18 protein-coding genes are annotated in these 26038 nt (G+C 66.1%); 11 read left to right on the forward strand and 7 right to left on the reverse strand.

Annotation, left to right across the window (positions count from 1 at the left end):
* Positions 1–107 precede the first annotated feature (107 nt).
* On the forward strand, positions 108–1406 hold the full coding sequence (gene argA, locus E8F12_RS16900) for an amino-acid N-acetyltransferase (RefSeq protein ID WP_280326369.1): 1299 nt from the start codon (positions 108–110) through the stop codon (positions 1404–1406).
* A 98-nt stretch (positions 1407–1504) separates the two neighbouring features.
* Here argA and gshA read toward each other — a convergent pair whose 3' ends face one another.
* From gshA to E8F12_RS16915, 3 genes are all read right to left on the reverse strand, one after another.
* On the reverse strand, positions 1505–3091 hold the full coding sequence (gene gshA, locus E8F12_RS16905; protein ID WP_280326370.1) for a glutamate--cysteine ligase: 1587 nt from the start codon (positions 3089–3091) through the stop codon (positions 1505–1507).
* Between the two features lie 150 nt (positions 3092–3241).
* Positions 3242–3625 (reverse strand): PaaI family thioesterase, encoded by a 384-nt coding sequence (locus tag E8F12_RS16910; RefSeq protein WP_280326371.1) that lies wholly within the window; start codon positions 3623–3625, stop codon positions 3242–3244.
* 2 nt (positions 3626–3627) lie between these two features.
* Positions 3628–5949 carry a Tex family protein gene (locus E8F12_RS16915; RefSeq protein ID WP_280326372.1) on the reverse strand — a complete coding sequence of 774 codons (2322 nt, stop codon included), beginning with the start codon at positions 5947–5949 and terminating at the stop codon, positions 3628–3630.
* Positions 5950–6170: 221 nt separating this feature from the next.
* Here E8F12_RS16915 and ompR point away from each other — a divergent pair, with 221 nt between their 5' ends.
* From ompR to E8F12_RS16930, 3 genes are all read left to right on the forward strand, one after another.
* Positions 6171–6902, forward strand: a complete 732-nt coding sequence (gene ompR / locus E8F12_RS16920) for a two-component system response regulator OmpR (RefSeq protein ID WP_280326373.1) — start codon at positions 6171–6173, stop codon at positions 6900–6902.
* 43 nt (positions 6903–6945) lie between these two features.
* On the forward strand, positions 6946–8259 hold the full coding sequence (locus E8F12_RS16925; protein ID WP_280326374.1) for an ATP-binding protein: 1314 nt from the start codon (positions 6946–6948) through the stop codon (positions 8257–8259).
* A 298-nt stretch (positions 8260–8557) separates the two neighbouring features.
* Positions 8558–12340 carry an EAL domain-containing protein gene (locus E8F12_RS16930; protein WP_280326375.1) on the forward strand — a complete coding sequence of 1261 codons (3783 nt, stop codon included), beginning with the start codon at positions 8558–8560 and terminating at the stop codon, positions 12338–12340.
* A gap of 108 nt (positions 12341–12448) precedes the next feature.
* Here the strand turns inward: E8F12_RS16930 and rimK are convergent, their stop codons facing one another.
* Both rimK and E8F12_RS16940 read right to left on the reverse strand, forming a co-directional pair.
* Positions 12449–13354, reverse strand: a complete 906-nt coding sequence (rimK, locus tag E8F12_RS16935; RefSeq protein ID WP_280291503.1) for a 30S ribosomal protein S6--L-glutamate ligase — start codon at positions 13352–13354, stop codon at positions 12449–12451.
* Positions 13351–13788: an ATP-dependent zinc protease gene (locus tag E8F12_RS16940; RefSeq protein WP_280326520.1), complete on the reverse strand. Its 438-nt coding sequence runs from the start codon at positions 13786–13788 to the stop codon at positions 13351–13353. Before E8F12_RS16940 ends, rimK begins: the two co-directional genes overlap by 4 nt.
* Positions 13789–13937: 149 nt before the next feature.
* Between E8F12_RS16940 and E8F12_RS16945 the strand changes: the two genes are divergently transcribed.
* Positions 13938–14336: a S4 domain-containing protein gene (locus tag E8F12_RS16945; RefSeq protein WP_280326376.1), complete on the forward strand. Its 399-nt coding sequence runs from the start codon at positions 13938–13940 to the stop codon at positions 14334–14336.
* A 160-nt stretch (positions 14337–14496) separates the two neighbouring features.
* Here the strand turns inward: E8F12_RS16945 and E8F12_RS16950 are convergent, their stop codons facing one another.
* Positions 14497–15849, reverse strand: a complete 1353-nt coding sequence (locus E8F12_RS16950; RefSeq protein ID WP_280326377.1) for a UDP-glucose/GDP-mannose dehydrogenase family protein — start codon at positions 15847–15849, stop codon at positions 14497–14499.
* Positions 15850–16206: 357 nt separating this feature from the next.
* Here E8F12_RS16950 and hslO point away from each other — a divergent pair, with 357 nt between their 5' ends.
* The 4 genes from hslO (at position 16207) to E8F12_RS16970 (ending at position 21729) form a co-directional block, all read left to right on the forward strand.
* Positions 16207–17100, forward strand: a complete 894-nt coding sequence (gene hslO, locus E8F12_RS16955; RefSeq protein WP_280326378.1) for an Hsp33 family molecular chaperone HslO — start codon at positions 16207–16209, stop codon at positions 17098–17100.
* A 196-nt stretch (positions 17101–17296) separates the two neighbouring features.
* Positions 17297–18841, forward strand: a complete 1545-nt coding sequence (locus E8F12_RS16960) for a phosphoenolpyruvate carboxykinase (RefSeq protein WP_280326379.1) — start codon at positions 17297–17299, stop codon at positions 18839–18841.
* A 185-nt stretch (positions 18842–19026) separates the two neighbouring features.
* A complete protein-coding gene (locus E8F12_RS16965) occupies positions 19027–20961 on the forward strand; it encodes an ATP-dependent DNA helicase RecQ (protein ID WP_280326380.1) in 1935 nt (644 codons plus the stop codon).
* Between the two features lie 165 nt (positions 20962–21126).
* Positions 21127–21729, forward strand: coding sequence for a nitroreductase family protein (locus E8F12_RS16970; protein ID WP_280326381.1), 603 nt, complete (start codon positions 21127–21129; stop codon positions 21727–21729).
* A 147-nt stretch (positions 21730–21876) separates the two neighbouring features.
* On the opposite strand, the gene E8F12_RS16975 is transcribed toward E8F12_RS16970, so the two are convergent.
* Positions 21877–22776 carry a LysR family transcriptional regulator gene (locus E8F12_RS16975; RefSeq protein ID WP_280326382.1) on the reverse strand — a complete coding sequence of 300 codons (900 nt, stop codon included), beginning with the start codon at positions 22774–22776 and terminating at the stop codon, positions 21877–21879.
* Positions 22777–22991: 215 nt separating this feature from the next.
* Here E8F12_RS16975 and E8F12_RS16980 point away from each other — a divergent pair, with 215 nt between their 5' ends.
* On the forward strand, positions 22992–24230 hold the full coding sequence (locus E8F12_RS16980) for a 3-hydroxyacyl-CoA dehydrogenase (protein ID WP_280326383.1): 1239 nt from the start codon (positions 22992–22994) through the stop codon (positions 24228–24230).
* Between the two features lie 2 nt (positions 24231–24232).
* Complete coding sequence (locus tag E8F12_RS16985; RefSeq protein WP_280326384.1) at positions 24233–26023, forward strand: acyl-CoA dehydrogenase C-terminal domain-containing protein; 1791 nt, start codon at positions 24233–24235, stop codon at positions 26021–26023.
* Positions 26024–26038 lie beyond the last annotated feature (15 nt).

The raw sequence follows: 26038 nt of genomic DNA on the forward strand, positions 1-26038 counted from the left end.
GAGGGTTTCCGTTGATGCTCATGCGACGACGATAAAGCGCCGACTTTTTTAGCTCCTCAGCTGGAGCCGCATTCGTCTATTCGCCACTTCTTCAGGCTCACGGAACCATGCCCGATTACGTCAACTGGCTGCGCCACGCTTCCCCCTACATCAACTCCCACCGGGACTGCACCTTCGTGGTCATGCTGCCCGGCGAGGGCGTTGCCCACCCGAATTTCGGCAATATCGTCCACGACCTGGTGCTGTTGCACAGCCTGGGCGTGCGTCTGGTGCTGGTGCACGGTTCGCGCCCGCAGATCGAGGCGCGCCTGGCCGCCCGCGGCCTGACTCCGCATTTCCACCGCGACCTGCGGATCACCGATGGCCCGACCCTGGAGTGCGTGATCGACGCCGTCGGCCAGCTGCGCATCGCCCTCGAGGCGCGCCTGTCCATGGACATCGCCGCCTCGCCCATGCAGGGCTCGCGACTGCGGGTGAGCACCGGCAATTTCGTCACCGCGCGGCCCATCGGTGTGGTCGACGGCATCGACTACCACCACACCGGCGAAGTGCGCCGGGTTGACCGCAAGGGCATTGGCCGGCTGCTGGACGAGCGCACCATCGTGCTGCTCTCGCCGCTGGGCTACTCGCCCACCGGGGAAATCTTCAACCTCGCCTGTGAAGATGTGGCCACCCGCGTCGCGATCGACCTGGGAGCGGACAAGCTGGTCCTGTTCGGCGCCGAGCGCGGCCTGATCGACGAATCCGGCAAGCTGGTGCGCGAACTGCGTCCTCAGCAGGTGCCACCGCACCTGACGCGGCTGGGCAACAACTACCAGGCGGAGCTGCTGGACGCCGCCGCCCAGGCCTGCCGCGCCGGGGTCAAGCGCAGCCACATGGTCAGCTATGCCGACGACGGCTCCCTGCTCACCGAGCTGTTCACCCGCGACGGTGGGGGCACGCTGGTGGACCAGGAGCAGTTCGAGTCCCTGCGCGAAGCCACCATCGACGACGTCGGCGGTCTGATCGACCTGATCACCCCGCTGGAGGACCAGGGCATCCTGGTGCGCCGTTCGCGGGAGGTGCTGGAGCGGGAAATCGGCCAGTTCACCATTGTCGAGCGCGATGGGCTGATCATCGCCTGCGCGGCGCTCTATCCCATCGCCGACTCCGAAGCCGGCGAGCTGGCCTGCCTGGCGGTGAACCCGGAATATCGCCACGGCGGCCGCGGCGACGAGCTGCTGGAACGTATCGAGGAGCGTGCCCGGGCCCAGGGCCTGAAGACGCTCTTCGTTCTCACTACCCGTACCGCCCACTGGTTTCGCGAGCGCGGCTTCCAGCCCAGCGGCGTCGAGCGCCTGCCGGCGGCGCGGGCCTCGCTGTACAACTTCCAGCGCAATTCGCAGATCTTCGAGAAAACACTCTGATCTTCGCCCGAGCGCGACGCGCTCATATGGCGAGGTCTGCTCTCCTGTGGGGGCGAATAAATTCGCCCCCACAGGATCCGTGCAGGGCGATTCGCTGATCAGTTGCTGATCAACCCGAGGATGCTCGCCTGGTAGGCGGCGACGAAGGTGTCGAAGTCAACTTCCGGTTCGGCTTCCAGCCGCGCCTGTTCCGCCAGGGATTCCCGGGCCAAGGCTTCGAAACGGGCCTGTTGGTCCGCGTCGAGGGGCTGGCTGCGGAAGTACTCGGCGTGACGGCGGCTCTGGCGCAGGGCGAACTGGCTGAAGCTTTCGCCGCGCTGGCGCAGTTCGGCCAGCACCTGTGCCGAGGGAGTCAGCTCCGGATCGGCGACCTTGGCGCGCTGGGCGGCCAGGGCGACGGCATGTTCCTGACCGCCATGGGCGGCATCCAGCAGCTCGGCGGTGCGGGCGATACGGTCGAGCAGCTCGGTGGCCCATTCGGTCAGGTCGACGGCGTGGCCGTGGCGCTGCAGTTGCAGACCCGGACGGCGGCCTTCCTTGACCACTCGTTGGAAGTTGTCGGTGGCGCCGCGGCATTCCTCGCCCGCCATCGGCGGGCTGTCCTGCAGGGCGCAGAACAGCAGGAAGGCGTCGAGGAAGCGCGCCTCCTGCAGGTCGATGCCCAGCGGCAGGAAGGGGTTGATATCCAGGCAGCGTACCTCGACGTACTGCACGCCACGGGCCATCAGTGCCTGGATGGGGCGCTCGCCGGTGTAGGTGATGCGCTTGGGCCTGATGCTCGAGTAGTACTCGTTCTCGATCTGGATCACGTTGGTGTTCAGCTGCACCCACTCGCCGTTCTGCTTGGTGCCGATCTCGGCGTAGGGCGGGTAGGGCGTGGACACCGCCTGGCGCAGGCTCGACAGGTAGCTGTCGAGGCTGTTGTAGCAGGGTGTGAGGCCGGACTGGGCGTTGTTCTGGTAGCCCAGGTCGCTCATCCGCAGGCTGGTGGCGTAAGGCAGGTAGAGGGTGTCGGCGTCGAGGCTGTCGAGGTCATGCGGACGGCCGCGCAGGAAGCTCTTGTCCAGGGCTGGCGCGGCGCCGAACAGGTACATCAGCAGCCAGCTGTAGCGGCGGAAGTTGCGGATCATCGCGATGTAGCGCGCCGACTGGTAGTCGCGCTCGCTCTGCGGATCGCCCTCGGCCTGCTTGAGCAGCGGCCAGAGGGCCTCGGGCAGGGAGTAGTTGTAGTGGATGCCGGCGATGCACTGCATGGTCTTGCCATAGCGCACGGCCAGGCCGCGGCGGTAGACATACTTCAGGCGGCCGATGGGCGAACTGCCATAGCGGGCGATGGGGATCTCTTCCTCACCCGGCAGGCGGCAGGGCATGGAGGCGCTCCAGAGCAGTTCGTCGCCGAGCTTGTCGACGGTGAAACGATGGACTTTCTCCAGGTCCGCCAGGGTCGCCGCCGGGTCGGGCTCGGCAGGAGTGATGAACTCCAGCAGGGATTCCGAATAGTCGGTGGTGATCTGCGCATGGGTCAGGGCCGAGCCCAGGGCGGTGGAGTGCGGCGTCAGCGCCAGTTGGCCATTGCCTTCGACCCGCAGGCATTCACGCTCGATGCCGTGCAGGCAACGTGTGAGCAGGGGCAGGTTGGCGCGCTCGCCGAGCAAGGCCAGGCGGCGGGAAAGAAGATCGCTCAATTTGGAATCCTTCACGCGTCGGTCGCCCCAATATGGGGGTGGACCAAGCTGTCTACAAGAGGCGGACTTCGCCGCCGGCCGAAATACTTTTCCCGCCGGCGGCTCGCGTTGTCGCTTCGTCCAGAATAGAGCTTTGTCGCCACCCCGCGGTTACAGCTGAGCGAAGGTGCCTTGTCCCCGGGCGACCAACTTGTCGCCTTGCAGTACATCGGCTTCCACCACCAGGGTGCGCTTGCCGGCGTGCAGCACCCGTGCCTTGCAGATCACCTCGCCCTCGGCCACCGGGCGAATGTAGTTGATCTTGCATTCCAGGGTGGCGCTGCGCCGGTCGAAGCCATGGGAGCTGGAACAGGCCAGCCCCATGGTGATGTCCAGCAAGGAGAAGATGGCGCCGCCGTGCATCACCTGGGCGCGGTTGCGCAGGTGCTCGTCCATGGGCAGGCGCGCCTCGGCGACGCCGTCCCCAAGGCTCAGCGGTTCGATGCCCAGTAGCTTGCTGTAAGCGCTGGCGGCGTGCAGGTCGGCGAGGTCCATGGTCACTTCTTCTTGATCTGCTTGGCGTTGGCGAACAGCGAAGCCATGGCGCCGTTGCTCGGCGGCGGTGCGCTGTGGCGCGGTGCGCCCTGTTGCTGGCGCGGCTGGCCGCCCTGGCGGGAACTGCCGCCGCGCGGACCTTCAACTTTCTCGCCGGGGGTGTCGCCCATGCGCATGGACAGGCCCACGCGATTACGCGGGATGTCCACTTCCATGACCTTCACGCGGACGATGTCGCCGGCCTTGACCACTTCGTACGGGTCCTTGACGAACTTCTCCGACAGCGCGGAGATGTGCACCAGGCCGTCCTGGTGGACGCCGATGTCGACGAAGGCCCCGAAGTTGGTGACGTTGGTCACCACGCCTTCCAGCACCATGCCGGGCTTGAGGTCCTTGAGGCTTTCCACACCTTCCTGGAACTCGGCGGTCTTGAACTCGGGTCGCGGGTCGCGGCCGGGTTTGTCCAGCTCCTTGATGATGTCGGTGACGGTTGGCAGGCCGAAGGTCTCGTCGGTGAACTTGGCCGGGTCGAGGCGCTTGAGGAAGGCGGAGTCGCCGATCAGCGAGCGGATATCGCGGGAGGTGGTCTCGGCGATGCGCTGCACCAGCGGGTAGGTTTCCGGGTGCACCGCGGAGGCGTCCAGCGGGTTGTCGCCGCTCATCACGCGGAGGAAGCCGGCGGCCTGCTCGAAGGTCTTCTCGCCCAGGCGGCTGACCTTCTTCAGCTCGTTGCGGGTCTTGAAGGCGCCATTGGCATCACGATAGCTGACGATGTTCTGCGCCAGGGTCGCGTTGAGCCCGGAGATGCGTGCCAGCAGGGCGGCGGAAGCGGTATTGACGTCCACGCCCACGGCGTTCACGCAGTCTTCCACTACCGCATCCAGGCTGCGTGCCAGCTGCAGCTGGGAGACGTCGTGCTGGTACTGGCCGACGCCGATGGATTTCGGGTCGATCTTCACCAGCTCGGCCAGCGGGTCCTGCAGGCGGCGGGCGATGGACACCGCACCACGCAGGGATACGTCCAGCTCGGGGAATTCCTTGGCCGCCAGCTCGGAGGCGGAGTACACCGAGGCGCCGGCCTCGCTGACCATGATCTTGGTGAGCTTGAGGGCGGGGAACTTCTTGATCAGCTCCACCACCACCTTGTCGGTCTCGCGGCTGGCGGTGCCGTTGCCGAAGGCCACCAGCTCGACGCCATGCTTGGCGCAGAGTTTGCCGAGGATGGCCAGGGTCTCGTCCCACTTGTTGTGCGGCACGTGGGGGTAGACGGTGGCGGTTTCCAGCAGCTTGCCGGTGGCGTCGACCACGGCCACCTTGCAGCCGGTGCGCAGGCCCGGGTCCAGGCCCAGGGTGGCGCGCGGGCCGGCCGGGGCGGCCAGCAGCAGGTCATGCAGGTTGCGGGCGAAGACGTTGATGGCCTCGCCTTCGGCAGCCTCGCGCAGCTCGCCGAGCAGGTCGGTTTCCAGGTGGGTGTAGAGCTTGACCTTCCAGGTCCAGCGCACCACCTCGGCCAGCCACTTGTCGGCGGCACGGCCCTGGTTGGCAACGCCGAAGCGCTCGCCGATCATCAGTTCGCAGGGGTGCATGGTGCCGGGCTGTTCCTCGCCCACCTTGAGGGCGATGCTCAGCACGCCTTCGTTGCGCCCGCGGAAGATCGCCAGGGCACGGTGCGAAGGCATGCCCTTGAGGTTCTCGTCATGCTCGAAGTAGTCGCTGAACTTGGCGCCTTCCTGCTCCTTGCCGGCCACCAGGCGAGCGCTGAGGGTAGCGTTGTCCTTGAGGAAGCCGCGCAGGCTGGAGAGCAGGGTGGCGTCTTCGGCGAAGCGCTCCATGAGGATGTACTTGGCGCCTTCCAGCACCGCCTTGACGTCGGCGAAGCCCTTCTCGGCGTCGATGAAACGCTCGGCTTCCACCTCGGGCGACAGGCTCGGGTCATTGAACAGCGCATCGGCCAGTTCGCCGAGGCCGGCTTCCAGGGCGATCTGGCCCTTGGTGCGGCGTTTCTGCTTGTAGGGCAGGTAGAGGTCTTCGAGGCGGGTCTTGGTGTCGGCCAGCTTGATTTCGCGGGCCAGTTCCGGGGTCAGCTTGCCCTGTTCCTCGATGCTGGCAAGGATCGCGGAACGGCGGTCCTCCATTTCGCGCAGGTAGCGCAGGCGCTCTTCCAGATTGCGCAGCTGGGTGTCGTCGAGGCTGCCGGTGACTTCCTTGCGGTAGCGGGCGATGAAAGGCACGGTGGAGCCTTCGTCCAGCAGTGCCACGGCGGCGGCGACCTGTTGCGGGCGCACGCCCAGCTCTTCAGCGATGCGGTTGTTGATGCTATCCATTGAAAAACACCTGCATGGGCGGCAGCCGGGGGCCGGGCCACGGGGCCTACCGCGGAAAAACAGAACGGCGAGCCAGGGCTCGCCGGTGATGAAAGGCGCCGCATTATAAACACCGAGTTCCGCAGGGTAGGGAACCGTTCGGGGAAAAATCTGCTAACAATGGGCAAGCCGCCACGCGCCGACAGCAGGTGATAATGCGCGGCTTGCAAACAGGAGAAATCATGAGCAGCAACTCGACCGCTGAAGGCGAAAAGATCCTCATTGTCGACGACGATGCCCGTCTGCGGCGCCTTCTGGAGCGCTTCTTCGACGAGCAGGGCTTCCGCGTGCGCGCGGTGGAAAACGTCGAGCAGATGGACCGCCTGCTGGCTCGCGAGCTCTTCAACCTGGTGGTGCTGGACCTGATGCTGCCGGGTGAAGACGGCTTGTCCGCCTGCCGCCGCCTGCGCGCGTCCAACAACCAGGTGCCGATCATCATGCTCACCGCCAAGGGCGACGAGTCGAGCCGCATCCAGGGGCTTGAACTGGGCGCCGACGACTACCTGGCCAAGCCGTTCAATCCCCGCGAGCTGCTGGCGCGGATCAAGGCGGTCCTGCGCCGCCAGGCGCCCCAGGTGCCGGGTGCACCGGCCAGCGAGGACGAGAGCGTCAGCTTCGGCGAGTACGAGCTGTCCTTGGCCACCCGCGAGCTGAAACGCGGCGACGAGGTGCAGATGCTCACCACGGGCGAGTTCGCCGTGCTCAAGGCCCTGGTCCAGCACGCCCGCGAACCCTTGACCCGCGACAAACTGATGAACCTGGCCCGGGGCCGCGAATGGGATGCCCTGGAGCGCTCCATCGACGTGCAGATATCCCGCCTGCGCCGGCTGATCGAGCCGGACCCTTCCAAGCCGCGCTATATCCAGACCGTCTGGGGCGTCGGCTACGTGTTCGTACCCGATGGCAACAAGTGATCGTGCGGCGGGCGTACCCGCCGCCGGGCAACCCAGGGTGGTCATGAGAACGCCCTACTGGTTCCCGCAGAGCTTCTTCTCGCGCACCCTCTGGCTGGTGCTCATCGTCGTGCTGTTCTCCAAGGCGCTGACCCTGGTCTACCTGATGATGAACGAGGACGTGCTGGTGGATCGCCAGTACAGCCACGGTGCCGCGCTGACCCTGCGCGCCTACTGGGCCGCAAGCGAAGAAGAACGCCACGATCTGGCCAAGGCCGCCGGCCTCAAGCGGGTGACCCGTGACGCCGTGCCGGCCAGCGAGCAGCATTGGCCCTACAGCGAGATATTCCAGCGCCAGATGCAGGCCGAACTCGGCCCGGGCACCGAAGTGCGCCTGCGCGCCCAGAGCCCGCCGGCGCTCTGGGTCCACGCCCCGGAGCTGGGCCCGGACTGGGTACGCATCCCGCTTTATCCACACCCCCTGCGCGGCCAGCGAATCTGGAGCGTGCTCGGCTGGTTCCTCGGCATCGGCCTGCTCTCCACCGCCGCGGCCTGGATCTTCGTGCGCCAGCTCAACGCACCGCTCAAGCGCCTGGTCTTCGCCGCCCGCCAGGTCGGCCAGGGGCGCAGCGTGCGCCTGCCGGTGAGCGACACGCCGAGCGAAATGGCCGAGGTGTATCGCGCCTTCAACCAGATGGCCGAAGACGTCGAGCGCGGCGCCCGCGAGCGCGAGCTGATGCTGGCCGGCGTTTCCCACGACCTGCGTACGCCGCTGACGCGCCTGCGTCTGTCACTGGAGCTGATGAGCAACGACTCCGAGCTGACCGAGGACATGGTCCGCGACATCGAGGACATGGACGCCATCCTCGACCAGTTCCTCGCCTTCATCCGCGACGGCCGTGACGAGCGGGTGGAAGAGCTGGGCCTGGGCGAACTGGTGGAAGAAGTGGTGGCACCCTACAACCAGCAGGAGGAGCAGGTGCGCCTCTGCCTCGAACCGCTGCCGCATTTCCCGCTGCGGCGTGTGTCGATCAAGCGGCTGCTGGTGAACCTGATCGAGAACGCGCTGCGATATGGCGGTAACGGCGTCGAAGTGGCGGCCTTCCTCGCCGGCGACAACGCGGCGCCCTACGTGGTGCTCAGCGTCCTCGATCGCGGCGTCGGCATCGACCCCGCGGAACTGCAGGACATCTTCAACCCCTTCATCCGCGGTGACCTCGCTCGCGGCGGCAAGGGCACCGGCCTGGGTCTGGCGATCGTCAAGCGCATCGCCGCCCAGCACGGCGGCAGCGTCGAACTGCGCAACCGCTCCGGCGGTGGCCTGGAGGCGCGGGTCTGCCTGCCGCTGGGACTGCTGCTGCCGCGCGACGCTGTGTAGGTTCCTACGAAAACGGCCTGCGCTTCGGCCATGCGTCGTTAGAAATCGGCTCGGCCTGCTCATTAACAGTCGTTAACTCCGCGTCCTCGCCGATTCCTGCCTAGCATGGCCATTGCTCGGCGCGTTTTCGTACGGAACGGGATACCGCAAGGGGCCCGGTAGGGGCGCTTCCCTCCCTGAAATCCCTTCGGTCACTGATTCGTGCCTGCCATCGGCGGTGATGCCATGGCGCCATATTTCGGCGTACGCTGGTCCGGCGCTGGGCTATCCTCAGCTTGCGCACCGACATGAGGTCAGTATGCCAGCCGCTTCCTTCCGACTGCCCCAATGGACCTGGTGGTTGCCCTTGCCGCTGCTGCATCTGGCCACCTGGATCTCCCTGGCGACCCAGACCTCCAGCGGCCTGGCCGTCTGGTACCTGCCCTTTGCCCTCGGCCTGGTGTTCTGCCTCTGGTGGGGCGCTCGGGTGTTGCCCGCCATTTATTTCAACGCCCTGCTCAGCGTGTCCCTCTGGGATATGGACTGGCACTGGGCGGCGCTCTATGCGCTGCCAGAAACACTCAGCGTCGCGGCGGGCTGGTGGTTACTCAGGCGCGCCGGTTGCCATGCCGACCTGCGGGACTTCCGCGAGTTGCTGCGCTTCATGTTCTACGGCGTGCTGTTGCCGGTCAGCCTGCTGGTCTACGGCGAACAGGCGGCCCTGTTGCTGAGCGGCAATCCCGCCAAGGACAGCTGGGGCAATGCCGCCCTGCTGGTCTGGCCCGGCGCCAGCCTGACCACCCTGGCCGTCAGCCTGCCGCTGCTGACCTACCTGACACCGCTGTTCAGCCGCCGTGGCTGGGTGCCCGAGCCGGTGGAGGCGCTGCCGGAAACCCTGCACCGCCTGCCGCCCTGGCCGCTGCTGCTGGCCCTCGCGTTGCTGATTCCCTGGTTGCTGACCGTGGTGCCGCTGATCGTCACCCTGCCGCCCATCGGCCTGATGATGCTCGGCCTGGCGCTGGTCTGGGGCTTCCCGGGCGCCCTCTGCGGCGCCGGTCTCACCGCAGTGACCGTCCTTGCCATCCCGGCGCTGCGCCAACTGGGCGGCAGCACCTTGGCGGACCCGCAGTCGGGCATCGAGCTGTATTTCAGCGTGCTCCTGCTGACGATGTCCGCCCTGCTGGTGGGTCGCAGCCTCAGCGACCTGCGCCTGGCCCTCGGCCGCCGCGACGAGATGCAGAAGGAACTGGCCCTGACCAACCTGGCCCTGCAGGCCAGCCCCCTGGGGGTGACCATTGCCGACGCGCGCCAGCCGGACCAGCCGCTGATCTACTGCAACCCGGCCTTCGAGCAGATGAGCGGCTATGCGCGCGAGGAGGCCCTCGGCAACAACTGGCGCTTCCTGCTGCACCACGACCGCAACCAGTCCGAGCTGCCGCGCCTGCAGGACGCCCTGCAACGCGGCGAGCAATGTCACCTGGTGCTGCGCAACTATCGCAAGGACGGCAGCCTGTTCTGGAACGAGATCACCGTGGCGCCCATGCGCGACGGCCAGGGCATCAGCCACTTCGTCGCCCTGCAGCACGACGTCAGCAGTCGCGAGATGCTGGCCGAGGAGCTGGATACGCGCCGCGAGGAACTGCTGCGCCAGACCCACCTGCTGAACCAGACCGAGGCCATCGCCGACATCGGCAGCTGGGTACTGGAAATCAGCTCCCTGAAGATGGCCTGGAGCGAGGGTAGCTTCCGTATCTATGAACTGGACCCCGGCGTCGGCGCTCCCAGCCTGGGGCAGATGCTGAGTTTCTTCGATCCCGCCAGCCGCGCCCTGCTGGAAGACACCCTGGAACACTGCCTGCGCAGTGCCGAGCCCTTCGACGTCGAGTTGCGCATGCAGGGCGCCCGGGGCACTTCGCGCTGGCTGCGGCTCAAGGGCCTCGCCGAGCACGACGGCGACCAGGTGATCCGCATCTATGGCGCCATGCTCGACCTGACCAGCCAGAAGCGCGCCGAACGCCTGCAGCACGAACGCGACAAGCACCTGCACCTGTTCTTCGAAGCCCCGCTGATGGGCATGGCCCTGTGCACCCCGGACCAGCGTTGGGAAGAGGTCAACTACAAGCTCTGCAGCATCCTCGGCCGCTCCCGCGACCAATTGCGCGGCGTCGACTGGATGAGCATGACCCTGGTCGAGGACCGCACTGCCGAAGAGGCCCTGCTGGAAGAGGTGCGCAGCGGCAAGCGCGACGGTTACGAGCTGGACAAACGCTTCATGAAAGGCTCCGGCGGCACTGTGCATGCGCGGGTCAACGTGCGCGGCGTACGCGATCTGGATGGCCAGCTCTACGCCCTGTTGGCGCTGGTGGAAGACATCAGCGCCCGGCATGAGGCCGAAGCGCGTTACCGCACCCTGGTGGAGCACGCGCCCGAGGCGATCCTGGTGTTCGATCCGCAGCACGGCATAGTCGAGGCCAACGAGAACGCCGCGCGCCTGTTCGGCCTGTCCCGCGAGCAGCTCAACGGTCATATGCCCACCACCTTCAGCCCGCCGTTGCAGGCCGACGGCCGGTCGTCGCGGGAGGTGGGCAATGCCCACACCCGCGCGGCGCTCAAGGGCGACACGCCCACCTTCGACTGGCTGATGCGCGATGTGAACGGCCGGGTCCGCCCCTGTGAGGTGCGCCTGGTGCGCCTGCCCGGCGAAGGCCGGCCGCTGATCCGCCTGAGCATCACCGATATCTCCGAGCGCCAGCGCTACCAGCGCGAAATCGAACGCCTGGCCTACAGCGACGAGCTCACCGGGCTGCCCAACCGACGGCTGCTGCTCGATCGCCTGCAGCACGCCATGGCCCGCGAGTTGCGCGAAGCACGCTGCGGCGCATTGCTGTTCATCGACCTGGACCACTTCAAGACAGTCAACGACAGCCTCGGCCACCCGGTGGGCGACGCCCTGCTGCGGGAAGTCACCGCGCGCCTGGCCGGCTGCCTGCGCAACGAGGACACCCTGGCGCGCCTCGGCGGCGATGAGTTCGTGGTGTTGCTGGAGGCCCTGGCCGACACCCCGGAACAGGCCGGCAAGCTCGCCGCCGAGGTGGGCGACAAGCTGCTGCAGAGCCTGCACGGCAGCTACATCATCGGCGAGCATGAACTGGTGGTCAGCGCCAGTATCGGCATCGCCCTGCACCCCTTCGCCGAGCAGGGCGCGGCGGATGTGCTCAAGCAGGCGGACACGGCGATGTACCGGGCCAAGCAGTCCGGGCGCAACGCGCTGCACTTTTTCGCCCCGGAAATGCAGGCGGCCATCGACCAGCGCCTGCAGTTGCAGAGCGAACTGCGCCAGGCCATCGACCGCAACCAGCTGAGCCTGGAATTCCAGCCGCAGCTGGCCCTGGCAGACGGCCGGGTGATAGGGGCCGAGGCGCTGATGCGCTGGCACCACCCCACCCGGGGCGAGATACCCCCGGCGCAGTTCATCCCGTTGGCGGAAGAGACCGGACTGATCCTCGAACTCTCGGACTGGATGCTGGAGCGCGCCTGCGGCTGCCTGGCCCGCTGGCAATCGGATTGGCCCTGGCTGGTGCTGGCGATCAACGTCAGCCCCCGCGAGCTGCGCAAGCCCGGTTTCGTCGAACGCATCAGCAACGCCCTGCAGCGCTATGGCGTACCGGCCGGACGCCTGGAGCTGGAAATCACCGAAGGCAGCCTGCTGGAGGAAGTGGAACAGTGCATTGCCGCCATGCAGGCACTCAAGACGCTGGGCGTGCGTTTCGCCATCGACGATTTCGGTACCGGCTATTCATCCCTCGCCTACCTCAAGCGCCTGCCCCTGGACCGCCTGAAGATCGACCGCAGCTTCGTCGACGGCCTGGCCAGGGACGCCAGTGATCTGGCGCTGGTGGAAACCATCCTGGCCATCGGCCGCAACCTCGGCCTGGAATGCATAGCCGAGGGCATCGAAAGCGAAGAGCAGTTGGCCATGCTGCGCCAGCGTGGTTGTGAGTTGGCCCAGGGCTACCACTTCAGTCGGCCGCTGGACGAGGCGGGCTTCCAGAGCTGGATTCGCGCGCGCGAAGGTTCGCAAGTGATGGAAAGGAGCCTGTAGGGGCGAATTCATTCGCCAAGGGCTGCGCAGCAGCCCCATTCCCTCTCAGGGCAGCCCTTCGGCCTGCTTGGCGAATGAATTCGCCCCCACAGAGGAGAGCCATCCGGCTCACCCCTTGCCTTTCGTCCGCGTCGAGTTCGGGCAGGCATTCTTCTCCAGGTACTGGATGATGATGCTGCCCAGGTCCTGGCCGGTGGTGGTCTCGATGCCTTCCAGGCCGGGCGAGGAGTTCACCTCCATCACGAGCGGGCCGTGGTGGGAGCGCAGAATGTCCACGCCCGCCACCGACAGGCCCATGACCTTGGCCGCGCGGATGGCGGTCATGCGCTCTTCCGGGGTGATCTTGATCAGGCTGGCCGAACCGCCCCGGTGCAGGTTGGAGCGGAACTCGCCGGGCTTGGCCTGGCGCTTCATCGCCGCGATCACCTTGTCGCCTACCACGAAGCAGCGGATGTCGGCGCCGCCGGCTTCGCGGATGTATTCCTGCACCATGATGTTCTGCTTCAGCCCCATGAAGGCCTCGATCACCGATTCCGCCGCCTTCTCCGTTTCGCAGAGCACCACGCCTATGCCCTGGGTGCCTTCCAGCACCTTGATCACCAGCGGCGCGCCATTGACCATGCGGATCAGGTCGGGGATGTCGTCCGGGGAGTGAGCGAAACCGGTTACCGGCAGGCCAATACCCTTGCGCGACAGCAGCTGCAGCGAGCGCAGCTTGTCCCGCGAGCGGCTGATGGCCACCGATTCGTTGAGCGGAAACACGCCCATCATCTCGAACTGGCGCAACACCGCGCAGCCATAGAAGGTGACCGAGGCGCCGATGCGCGGGATCACCGCGTCGAAGCCTTCCAGCGGCTGGCCGCGATAGTGGATCTGCGGCTTGTGGCTGGCGATGTTCATATAGGCGCGCAGGGTGTCTATCACCACCATCTCATGGCCGCGCTGATGGCCGGCCTCCACCAGGCGGCGAGTCGAATACAGGCGCGGATTGCGCGATAACACGGCGATTTTCATTGGGCACCCGGAACGGAAAGAGTCGGTTTTTCTTGTACGTAGGTGAGGGCCGGATTGACCACCAGCTGCGCCTGTACCAGGGCCTTGGAGCCCAGCAGTACGCGGTAGCGCATGGTCTTGCGGCAGGCCAGGGTGAACTCGATGGGCCAGACCCGATCGCCAAGCGCCACCTGGGTGCGGATGACATAGCGGGTCTGTGCCTGGCCGTTGGAACTCTTGATGGTCTTCACCGAGACCACCTGCGCCTCGCAACGGTGCCGCCGCTGCACCAGGGTGCCGAGGTGCGCGGTGAACCGGACCCAGCGCTCGCCGTGCTTCTGGAAGGGCACTATGTCGCTGGCGTGCAGGGTGGAGGTGCTGGCGCCGGTATCGATCTTCGCGCGCAGGCCGACCATGCCGAGTTCCGGCAGGGCGATCCACTCACGGAGGCCGATCACGGAGAGATGGTCGAAAGTCTTCACTGCAGGCTTTCCGGTAAAGTTGGCGCATTCTAGTGGGCCCATGTGACAACTGCACCTGGGCCCTGGCTGAGCTTAGACCGGGCTGGCGAATGAGGCAGGCCCGGGCGCGACGGAAATGAGTCATGAGAGAAAAAGACCGCAAAGACGATGACAAGGTGCGCCTCGACAAGTGGCTCTGGGCTGCGCGTTTCTACAAGACCCGCGCCCTGGCCAAGGAAGCGATCGAAGGTGGCAAGGTCCATCACCACGGCGAGCGCTGCAAGCCGTCCAAGGAGCCGCGGGTCGGCGACGAGTACGTGATCCGCGCCGGCTTCGACGAACGCACCGTCATCGTTCGCGCCCTCTCCGCAGTGCGTCGTGGCGCCCCCGAAGCCCAGGCGCTCTATGAAGAAACCGCCGAGAGCGTGGCCAGGCGCGAAGAGGCCGCCGCGATGCGCAAGGCTGGCGCCCTGGGGGTGCAGACCGAGGGGCGACCGACCAAGAAGCAGCGGCGGCAGATCTTTCGCCTGCCGGATCAGTAGGCCAGGAAGCCACGCCCGGCGGACGCTGGACGGGCCAATGCCGAGCAGGCGGCACGCGGCCCCCCTCAGCTGTTACTCCAGCAGCGCGCCGAGGGATTTGCCGAGCAGGCTCGGATGGGGGATCAGCTCCAGGGTCTCGCAGGCCGCTTGGCCAGCTGCTTCATGACGCACTGGCCAGCGGAACGATCCTGGGCAGGCCGATACCCTGGTAGTGCAGGCCGGCCGCGGTCACCTGGTCAGGGTTGTAGAGGTTGCGTCCATCGATGACGAGGCGGTCGCGCAGCTTGCTGGCCAGGAACTCGAAGTCCACCACGCGGAAGGCCTTCCACTCGGTGCAGATCACCAGGGCGTCGGCGTCTTGTACGGTGTCGTCGCGGGTGGCGCAGAGCACCAGGTCGTCGCGGTAGCCGTAGAGGCGCCGGCAGTCGGACATGGCTTCCGGGTCGAAGGCGCGCACCGTGGCGCCCTCGTGCCACAGCGCTTCCAACAGGTAGCGTATCGGTGCTTCGCGCATGTCGTCGGTGTCGGGCTTGAAGGCCAGGCCCCACACGGCTATCGACTTGCCCTTGAGGCCCTCGGGGTAGTGGTTCTGCAGCTTGCGGAACAGCACCTGGCGCTGTTCCTCGTTGACCTCGTGCACGGTTCTCAGCAGGCGCAGCTGGAAACCGTTCATGTGACAGGTGTGCAGCAGGGAGCGCAGGTCCTTGGGAGAGCAGGAGCCGCCGAAACCGCAACCGGGGTGGATATAGTGGAAACCGATGTGCGGGTCGGAACCGATGCCCTTGCGCACCGACTCGATGTCGGCGCCGACCTGTTCGGCCAGGTTGGCCAGTTCGTTCATCAGGCTGATGCGGGTCACGAGCATGGCGTTGGCCGCGTACTTGGTCAGCTCCGCGCTGCGGTTGTCCATGAAGATCAGCTTGTCGTGGTTGCGGCAGAAGGGTGCGTAGAGCTCGGCGAGCTGACTGCGGGCCACTTCGTCCTCGCTGCCGACGATGATGCGGTCAGGGCGGGTACAGTCGTTGACGGCGTTGCCTTCCTTGAGGAATTCGGGGTTGGATACCACGCGTACCTTCAGGTGCTCCTTGCCCAGCTCAACCAGGGCTTCGCGCGCCGTCTCCAGTACTCGGGCGGCAGTGCCGACCGGTACGGTGGACTTGATCACCAGGGTACGATCGGCCTCCATGTGGCGCACGATCTCCCGCGCCACGCCGAGTACGCGGCGCAGGTCGGCGGAGCCGTCTTCATCCGCCGGCGCGCCCACCGCGATGAAGATCAGCTGCCCATGGATCACCGCATCACCGGACCGGGTGCTGAACGACAGCCGCCCTTCGCGCAGGTTGTTGTCGATCAAGGCGGACAGGCCCGGCTCCTGGATCGGTGGCACGGCCTTTCGCAGTTGCTGGATCTTCTTTTCGTCGATATCGACGCACAGGACCCGATGACCGACGTCGGCCAAGGCCGCGGCCTGGGCAAGACCGACGTAACCGGTCCCGAATACGCTGACATCCATGGAGCAAGCCTCAGGAAAGAGTGGACTGCACGGTTTCAGATATAGGTGACGTACGGAGGGCTGGTGGTGGGGAAATGGCCGCTGGCGGGTCGCAAAATGCGAAAGTGCCACTATTTCCTGGAAAGCAAAGTCCTTGGATTTCTACTGGTTAGGGCGCTTTTTTCAATCTGCTTATTCGACAGAAAATCGTCGATTGTGCGGACGTCTGGTCGAATCTGCCGAATAATTGGCGTCCCCCTTGGATGCCTCGGTCTTTGTCCTTAATATTCCGCCATCCCGGAGTCGCTTGGCTGACTCTGCCTTTCTTCCCGACAGCCCGGCGTCCGTCCGTGCTGTACCTCGCTACGGCCCGCCGATATGCACGAATACGACTTCACTCAACGCTTTCTCTTCGACGACACCGACGTGCGCGGTGAAATGGTCTCCCTGGGCGAGAGCTACGCCCATGTGCTGGCCAAGCACCCCTACCCGGAACCTGTCGCCCAACTGCTCGGCGAAATGCTCGCCGCAGCGTCCTTGCTGGTCGGCACCCTCAAGTTCGATGGGTTGCTCGTGCTCCAGGCACGCTCCTCGGGCGCGGTTCCGCTGTTGATGGTGGAATGCTCCAGCGAGCGCGAGCTGCGCGGCATCGCCCGTTACCACGCCAGCCAGGTCACCCCGGGGGCCGGCCTGCACGAGCTGATGCCCGAAGGCGCACTCACCTTGACCGTCGATCCGAAGCAGGGCCAGCGCTACCAGGGCATAGTCGCCCTCGAAGGCGCCACCCTGGCCGAATGCCTCTCCGGCTACTTCGACAATTCCCAGCAGCTGCCCACCCGATTCTGGCTCAACGCCGACGGTCGCAACGCCCGGGGCATGCTGCTCCAGGCGCTGCCCGCCGACCGCCTGAAAGACCCTGAGGCGCGCGAGGCCAGCTGGCAGCATTTGACCACACTGGCCGACACCCTGACCGCCGAGGAGCTGCTCGGCCTGGACAACGAAACCATCCTTCACCGCCTCTACCACGAGGAAGCGGTGCGCCTGTTCGATCCGCAGGCCATCCATTTCCGCTGCAGCTGCTCACGCCAGCGTTCGGCCAATGCGCTGGTCAGCCTGGGTCAGCACGACGCCGAAGCCCTGCTGCAGGAAAGTGGCGGCACCGTGGTGATCGACTGCCAATTCTGCAACCAGCGCTACAGCTTCGACGCGGCGGATATCGCCCAGCTGTTCGCCGGTGGCGGCAGTGGCGCACCATCGGAAACGCGCCACTGAAATGAGGTAGTGTGCCTCGAGGGTCGCTGTATGACCGCGGTGCGATTATCGGTCATGAATATGCCAGTCTGACAGGAGGTTTCTACCCAAAGCGGGCTTTTCTGGCATAATCGCGCGCACTTTTTTCGCGGTAGCGGGTCCCAGTACCCACTACAAATCGTTTGGAGGACTCGGCCTTTCGCCGACGGGGAACCACATGACGCAAGCCAATAACGCCGTGTACACCGATATCAGCGCCGCGCAACTGGTCGAAGAGGCCATTCGCCGTGGCGAGGGTGAACTGGCCGCCAACGGTTCGTTGGTAGTGAAAACCGGCCACCGCACCGGTCGTTCTCCGGCAGATCGTTTCATCGTTCAAGAGCCGAGCACCGACGCCAAGATCGCCTGGGGCAACATCAACCGCCCCTTCCCGGTGGACAAGTTCGATGCACTGTGGGCCCGTGTCGAAGCTTATGTGACCGAACGCGAGCGTTTCGTCTCCCATGTGCACGTAGGCTCCGATCCCGAGCATTACCTGGCCGTCAAGATGACCACCGAGACCGCCTGGCACAACCTGTTCGGCCGTTGCCTGTTCATCAATGCGGAACAGTACAACCCGCAGTCCCGCCAGGAGTGGCAGATCATCAACGCGCCGAACTTCGTCTGCGAGCCGGAGCGTGACGGCACCAACTCCGACGGCTGCGTGATCCTCAACTTCGCCGCCAAGAAGGTGCTGATCGCCGGCATGCGCTACGCCGGTGAAATGAAGAAGGCCATGTTCTCCGTGCAGAACTTCCTGCTGCCGGAAAAAGACGTGCTGCCGATGCACTGCGCCGCCAACGTGGGCGAAGAGGGCGATACCACCCTGTTCTTCGGCCTGTCCGGCACCGGCAAGACCACCCTGTCCGCCGACCCGAGCCGCTACCTGATCGGCGACGACGAGCACGGCTGGGGCGTGGGCACCGTGTTCAACATCGAAGGCGGTTGCTATGCCAAGTGCATCGACCTGTCCGAGAAGAACGAGCCGGTGATCTGGAAAGCCATCCAGTTCGGCGCCGTGCTGGAAAACGTGGTGCTGGATCCGGAAACCCGTCTGCCGGTCTACAGCGATGACAGCCTGACCCAGAACACCCGCGCCGCCTACCCGCTGGAGCTGGTGGAGAAGCGCGTCGAGGCCAACCGCGCCGGCGAGCCGAACGCCGTGATCTTCCTGACCTGCGACCTGACCGGTGTCCTGCCGCCCGTTTCCATCCTGAACAACGAGCAGGCTGCCTACCACTTCCTGTCCGGCTACACCGCGCTGGTCGGCTCCACCGAAATGGGTTCCGGCGGTGGCATCAAGTCCACCTTCTCCACCTGCTTCGGCGCGCCATTCTTCCCGCGCCCGGCCGGCGAGTATGCCGAACTGCTGATCAAGCGCATCAAGGGCTTCGGCTCCAAGGTCTACCTGGTCAACACCGGCTGGACCGGCGGTGGCTACGGTGTCGGCAAGCGCTTCAACATCCCGACCACCCGTGGCGTGATCGCTGCCATCCAGAGCGGCGCGCTGATCGGTGCCGAGACCGAGCACCTGGACATCATCAACCTGGACGTGCCGAAAGCCGTTCCGGGCGTCGACACCAACCTGCTCAACCCGCGCAACACCTGGGCTGACCAGGCTGCCTACGACGAAGCCGCCAAGGCCCTGGCCAAGCAGTTCGTCGAGAACTTCAAGAAGTTCGACGTCTCCGACGCCATCAAGAACGCCGGCCCGCAGCTCTAAGCCGCACCGCGTCCTGATCGAAGAAGCCGCCTCCGGGCGGCTTTTTCATTGGTCCTCTTGAGCTGAACCTGTAGGAGCGAGCTTGCTCGCGAACCGGATTCAGGCAATTCGCGAGCAAGCTCGCTCCTACAATGGCGCTCCCTAGGATGAGAGGTCCGCTGATGGCCGGTACAGGAGAGACCCGCATGCACGACACACTCGAACGCGTCTTCGGCTTCCGCCAGTTCCGCCCCGGCCAGGAGGCGGCGGTCAGCGCCGTGCTGGCCGGCCGCTCGGCCGCCGCCATCTTCCCCACAGGCTCCGGCAAGTCCTTGTGCTACCAGCTGCCGGCCCTGCACCTGCCGCACCTGACCCTGGTGGTGTCGCCCCTGCTGGCGCTGATGCAGGACCAGCTCGCCTTCCTCCATCGCCATGGCATCGCCGCCGCCAGCATCGACTCGGCGCAAAGCCGCGAGGAGGCCGCCGAGGTCATGGCCAGGGCGCGCTCCGGCGAGCTGAAGATCCTGATGATTTCGGTGGAGCGCCTGAAGAACGAGCGCTTCCGCAGCTTCATCCAGCAGGTGCCGATTTCCCTGCTGGTGGTGGACGAGGCGCACTGCATCTCCGAGTGGGGCCACAACTTCCGTCCTGACTACCTCAAGCTGCCCGAGTACCAGCGCCAGTTCGGCATTCCCCAGGTGCTGCTGCTGACCGCCACCGCGACGCCGGCGGTGATCGCCGACATGCAGCGCAAATTCGTCATCGCCGATGCCGATGTGATCACCACCGGCTTCTACCGCGAGAACCTCAACCTCCTGGTCGAACCGGTGGCCGGCGGCGACAAGCTGCGTCGCCTGGTGGACTGGCTGGCACCGCGCGCCGGGCAGCCGGCCATCGTCTACGTGACCCTGCAGAAGACCGCCGAAGAGGTCGCCCAGCGCCTGAGCCAACGCGGCATCGCCGCCAGCGCCTACCATGCCGGCATGCCCCATGAGGCGCGGGAAGCGCTGCAACGCCAGTTCATGGCCGGCCAGGTGAACATCATGGTCGCCACCATCGCCTTCGGCATGGGCATCGACAAGCGCGATATCCGCCAGGTGGTGCACTACGACCTGCCCAAGTCGGTGGAGAACTACAGCCAGGAAATCGGCCGCGCCGGGCGCGACGGATTGGCCTCGGATTGCCTGGTGCTGGCCAACCGCGACAGCCTCAACGTGCTGGAGAACTTCGTCTACGGCGACACACCTGAGCTGCCCGGCATCCGCCAGGTGCTGGAGGAGCTCAAGGCCGCCGGAACGGGTGGGGACCGCTGGGAGTTGATGCTCAACGCGCTGTCCGAACAGAGCAACATCCGCCAGCTGCCGCTGAAGACACTGCTGGTGCAGTTGGAGCTGCGCGGCATCATCGCGCCGCTGTTCGCCTACTTCGCCGAGTACCGCTTCAAGTACCTGCTCGAACCCGAGGCGCTGGTCCAGAAATTCGAAGGCGAGCGCCGGCAGTTCGTCGAGGCCCTGGTGCAGACCTCCACCCGCGCGCGCACCTGGTGCACGGTGGATTTCGACAGCCTCTATCACCAGCACCAGGCCGAGCGCAGCCGCGTGGTGAAGGCCCTGGGCTACTTCCAGGAACGCGGCTGGATCGAGCTGGAAAGCAAGCAGATGACCGAGGTCTATGCCCCGCTTAGTCCCGCCTTCGACCTGGAAGCGCTGAGCGGGGAGCTGCACACCTACTTCCACCAGCAGGAGAACAGCGAGATTGCCCGCATCCACGCGATGCTGGCCCTGTTCGCCAGCGAGAGCTGCCTCAGCGCCCGGCTGGCCAACTACTTCGGCGACCGCGAGGTGCCTGAGCGCTGTGGTCACTGCTCGGTCTGCCGGGGCCAGGTGGCGCGCCTGCCCGAGCCGCCAGCGCTGCCATCGCTGGAGCGGCAGGATTTCCACGCCCTGTGCGGAGCCTTCATCCGCCGTCACGAAGAGCAGAAGGGCATGCCCCCCAGCGCCGAGTGCCTGACCCGCCTGCTCTGCGGCATCACTGCGCCGCTCTTCACCCGGCTCAAGGCGCGCAGCCTGCCAGGTTTCGCGGCGCTGGAGGCTTACCCCTACGCCGCCGTACGCGACTGGGTGGTGCGCCAGACCGGCTGAAAGGGCCTTTGTAGGGGCGAATGAATTCGCCCCTACAGGACTCCCCCAGGAAAACCGGCCCATTCTGATTTTTCGATCGATTCCATCGTTAATCGGTGTTGGAACAGGGGGCATTGCCTGCTTAGGATGGCGCCACTTTTTTTGCGCTTTTCCTAGGAGCTTTCCATGCATATCGATGACGCCATCCGCAGCCGCCGTGCCATCAAGGGCTATGACACCAGCCACAGCCTGAGCCGCGAGGAGAAGGACGAACTGCTGCAGCTGGCCCTGTTCGCGCCCACCGCTTTCAACCTGCAGCACGTGCGCCTGGTGGAAGTCAGCGACCCGGCCCTGCGTCAGCGCATCCGTGATGTGGCCTGGGGCCAGGCCCAGGTGACCGAGGCCTCCATGCTGGTGCTGGTCTGCGCCCGCCTGGACGCCTGGGAGAAGGACGCCGCCCGCGTCTGGGCCGAAGCGCCGCAGCCGGTGCAGGACTTCATGGCCGGCGCCATCGACACCTACTACCGCGGCAAACCCCAGGTGCAGCGCGACGAAGTGATGCGCAGCTGTGGCCTGGTGGCCCAGACCCTGATGCTCGCCGCCCGCGGCAAGGGCCTGGATAGCTGCCCCATGGACGGCTTCGACTTCGACGCCGTGGCCGACCTGATCCGTCTGCCGGAAAACCATGCCATCGGCCTGATGGTGGCCGTGGGCAAGCAAGCCATCGAAGCCAAGCCGCGCATCGGCAAGCTGGCCTTCGACGAAGCGGTGATCCGCAACCAGTTCTGATGGGCTCCGTAGGTTGGCGCTGAGCCCGCGAAGCCCAACATGGAGTGCGCAGCGCTCCCCTCATTGCTTGCATTGGAGCGTTGGGCTTCGCTTCGCTCTGCACCAACCTACGAAACGCCGCCGCTGCCTCGCGCAGCGGCGGCGTTTTCATATGCGCCCGATGGCCATCAACCGTTCGATCAGCCACTGCAGGGCCTCGTCGCCTTCGCGCTGGGCCACGCTCACCAGGTCCAGGTGGAAGGGATCGAGGGCAAACGGCAGGGGATGCACCTGCAGCGGCAGCAGGCGCGCGAAGTGCTGGGCCAGTCGCGTCGGCAGCACGACGGTGAGGTCGGTGTCGGCAACTATGTGGGCGGCCTGCAGGTAGTTGGGCGTGGTGTAGACGATCTCCCGCGCGAGCCCCTGTTCTCCCAGCCACTGATCGACCATGCCTTTGGTCTGGCCTCCGTGCACCCAGAGGTGGCGTAGCCTGAGGAACGCCGCGAGATCGGGCGCCTGCTGCAAGGCCGGATGGTCCTGGCGGGCCACCAGGCGCAGGGTTTCACTCATCCAGCGGCGGCTGGCGAAGCGCGTGGGAATGCTCTCGAAGCGCCCCAGCACCAGGTCCAGCTCGCCCTGGTCCAGCGCTTCGGCGGGCAGGCGCGGGGAGAGGTGGCGGATGGCGATCTTCACCCCCGGCGCCTCTTCGGCCAGCTGTTGCAGCAGGCGCGGCATGCAGATCAGCTCCACGTAGTCCGTCAGCGCCACGGTGAAGCGCTGGCGACTGCGTGCCGGCTCGAAGCCTTCGCCGACCACCAGGCTCTGCTCGATTTGCTTGAGCGCCGCACGAATCGGCGTTTCCAACGCCAGGGCCCGAGGCGTGGGCTGCATGGCACGGCCCACGCGCACCAATAGCGGGTCGCCGAGCAGTTCGCGCAGTCGGTTCAGTGCGTTGCTCACTGCCGGCTGGCTGAGGGAGAGGCGTTCCGCTGCGCGGGAGACATTGCGCTCGCGCAGCAGGGCGTCCAGCACGCGCAGGAGGTTGAGGTCGAAGTTCGAGGTATTCACCTGGCGAATTCCCCTTATCACAAGACTAAATTTCAAAAATAGTACCGGTTTCCTTAAGGTGGTTGGCGATTTCATGAGGACGCGGCCCTGACTGCGGCGGAGTCACCGTAGGAGCGAGCTTGCTCGCGAACCCTCGCGGCGCATTCGCCAGCAAGCTGGCTCCTACAGGGTGGCCGCGTTCGTCAGCTCTCACACAACAACAAGAGGACGACCCGATGACCCAGAGCGCGACCAATATCCAGCGAGCCGCCGTGATCGGCGCCGGCACCATGGGCCGGGGTATCGTCATGAGCCTGGCCAGCGCCGGCCTGGAGGTGAGCTGGCTGGACAACAATCCGTCGATGCTCGCGCAAGCCCGGGGCGTCGTGGCCGATACCTATGCCCACAACATGCACCAGGGCCGCATCAGCGAAGCGCAGGCCGCCGAGCGCCTGGCGCGCATCATTCCGGTGGAGGGCATCGAGGCCCTGGCCGATGTGGATCTGGTGATCGAGGCCGTCTTCGAAAACCTCGAACTCAAGCAGGGCATCTTTCGTGAACTGGACACCCGCCTGAAACCGACGGCAATTCTCGCCAGCAATACCTCGGCCCTGGATATCGACGCCATCGCTGCCGTCACCCGGCGCCCCGAACAGGTCCTTGGACTGCACTTCTTCAGCCCCGCCCACATCATGAAGCTGCTGGAAATCGTCCGCGGTGCGCGCACCGCCCCGGCCGTGCTGGAGGCCGCCCTGGAGCTGGGCCGGCAGATGGGCAAGGTCAGCGTGGTGGCCGGTAACTGCAAGGGCTTCATCGGCAACCGCATGCTCCACACCTATGTGCGCGAAGCGCGAATGATGCTGCTGGAGGGTGCCTACCCGCACCAGGTGGACGGCGCCCTGCAGGGCTTCGGCTTCGCCATGGGGCCGTTCCGCATGTACGACGTGGTGGGCATCGACCTGGAATGGCGCGCCCGCGAACTGGCCGGCAAGGGCCAGGACGACCCGGCGGTGCAGGTGGACAACCGCCTCTGCGCACTGGGCCGCTTCGGCCAGAAGGCGCGCATGGGCTATTACCGCTACGCCGAGGGCAGCCGCCAGGCCGAGCAGGACCCGGAAGTCGACGCCCTGGTCCTGCAGGTCTCCGAGCAGCTCGGCTTCGATCGTCGCGATATCGGCGCCGAGGAAATCCTCGAGCGCTGCCTGCTGGCCCTGGTCAATGAAGGGGCGAAGATCCTCGAAGAGGGCATCGCCGCCTCCAGTGGCGACATCGACACCGTCTACCTCAACGGCTACGGCTTCCCGGCCGACAAGGGCGGGCCCATGACCTGGGCCGACAACCAGGGTCTGCCGGCCATCCGCACGCGCCTTGAGGCCCTGGCCGAGCGCTTCGGCGCCCACTGGCAACCGGCGGCGCTGATCCGCCGCCTGGCCGATTCCGATCGCCGCTTCACCGATTTCCAACAGGAGGCCTGAACATGACTTACAAGGCGCCCCTGCGCGACATGCGCTTCGTGCTTCATGAACTCTTCGACGTTGCCGCCCACTGCGAGCTGCTGGGCAATGGCCTGGACCGCGAACTGATCGACGGCGTGCTGGAAGAAGGCGCGCGCTACGCTGGGGAAGTGGTATCGCCGCTGAACCGTAGTGGCGACGAGGAAGGCGTGACCCTGGAGCAGGGCGCCGTGACTACGCCCAAGGGCTTCCGCGAGGCCTATCGGCAGTACTGCGACAACGGCTGGGCGAGCATGACCGGTCCGGTCGAGTACGGCGGCCAGGGCTTCCCGCAACTGGTCGCGTTCAATTTCCACGAAATGCTGATGGGCGCCAGCCTGTCCTTCCGCGTCTACTCGGGCCTGACCGAAGGCGCCGTGCTGGCGCTGCACAAGCACGGCAGCGAGGCGCTCCGCGAGGCCTACCTGGGCAAGATGGTGAGCGGCCAGTGGACCGGCACCATGTGCCTGACCGAACCCCAGGCCGGCACCGACCTGGCCCTGCTGCGCACACGCGCCGAGCCCCAGGCCGACGGCAGCTACAAGGTCAGCGGTAGCAAGATCTTCATCAGCGGCGGCGAGCAGGATCTGTCCGAGAACATCATCCACCTGGTGCTGGCGCGCTTGCCGGATGCACCCGCCGGGGTGAAAGGCATCAGCCTGTTCCTGGTGCCCAAGTTCATCGCCAATGCCGATGGCATGCCGGGGAACAGGAATGACCTGTCCTGCGGCGCCATTGAGCACAAGATGGGCATCAAGGGTGCCGCTACCTGCGTGATGAACTTCGACGGCGCCACCGGCTGGTTGATCGGCGAGGCCAACCAAGGCCTGGCCTGCATGTTCACCATGATGAACGACGCGCGCTTCCAGGTCGGCCTGCAGGGCCTCGGCATCGGCGAACAGGCCTTTCAGGGCTCGCTGTCCTACGCCCGCGAACGCCTGCAATCGCGCGCCCTGCGTGGCCCGGCGGCGCCGGAGAAGCCGGCCGACCCGATCATCCACCACCCCGATGTGCGGCGCATGCTGCTGACCCAGAAGACCCTGGTAGAAGGCAGCCGCATGCTGGCCGCCTACTGCGCGCGCCAGCTGGACCTGGAGCACGGTCACCCCGACGCCGCCCAGCGCAAGGCCGCCGGGCGCCGCGCGGCGCTGTTGATCCCCATCGTCAAAGCCTTCCTCACCGATATGGGGCAGGAGGTCGCCAGCCTCGGCGTGCAGGTCTACGGCGGTCACGGCTACATCCGCGAGTGGGGCATGGAACAACTGATGCGCGACAGCCGCATCACCCAGATCTACGAAGGCACCAACGGCATCCAGGCGCTGGACCTGATCCGTCGCAAGCTGATGGGTGACAGCGGCGCGGAACTGGCCGCCCTGCAGGACGAATTCGCCGCCCTGGCCGACGCCCAGGCCAATCGCACGGAACTGGCCGAACTGGCCGGCGCGGTGCTGGCGCGCCTGCAGGAGTGGCGCGCGCTGACCGCCGCCTTGCTGGATCGCGTGCGGGAAAACCCCGAGGAAATCGGCGCCTGCTCGGTGGATTTTCTCCAATACTCGGCCTATGTGTTGCTGGCAGGCTTCTGGCTGCAAGCCGCCGCCCGCGCCCAGGATGCCCTGGAGGTCGGCAGCGGTGAGGCGGATTTCTACCAGGCCAAGCTGCACAGCGCGCGCTTCTACGTGCGCCGTGTGCTGCCACGGGCCAGTGGGCACCGCGAAGCCCTGCTGGGCGGGGCGGATTGCCTGATGGCCCTGGCCGACGAGCATTTCGCGTTCTGATGAGTGAACTGGCGC

This window comes from Pseudomonas sp. BN102, assembly GCF_029871245.1.
In the GTDB taxonomy this organism is placed as follows: domain Bacteria; phylum Pseudomonadota; class Gammaproteobacteria; order Pseudomonadales; family Pseudomonadaceae; genus Metapseudomonas.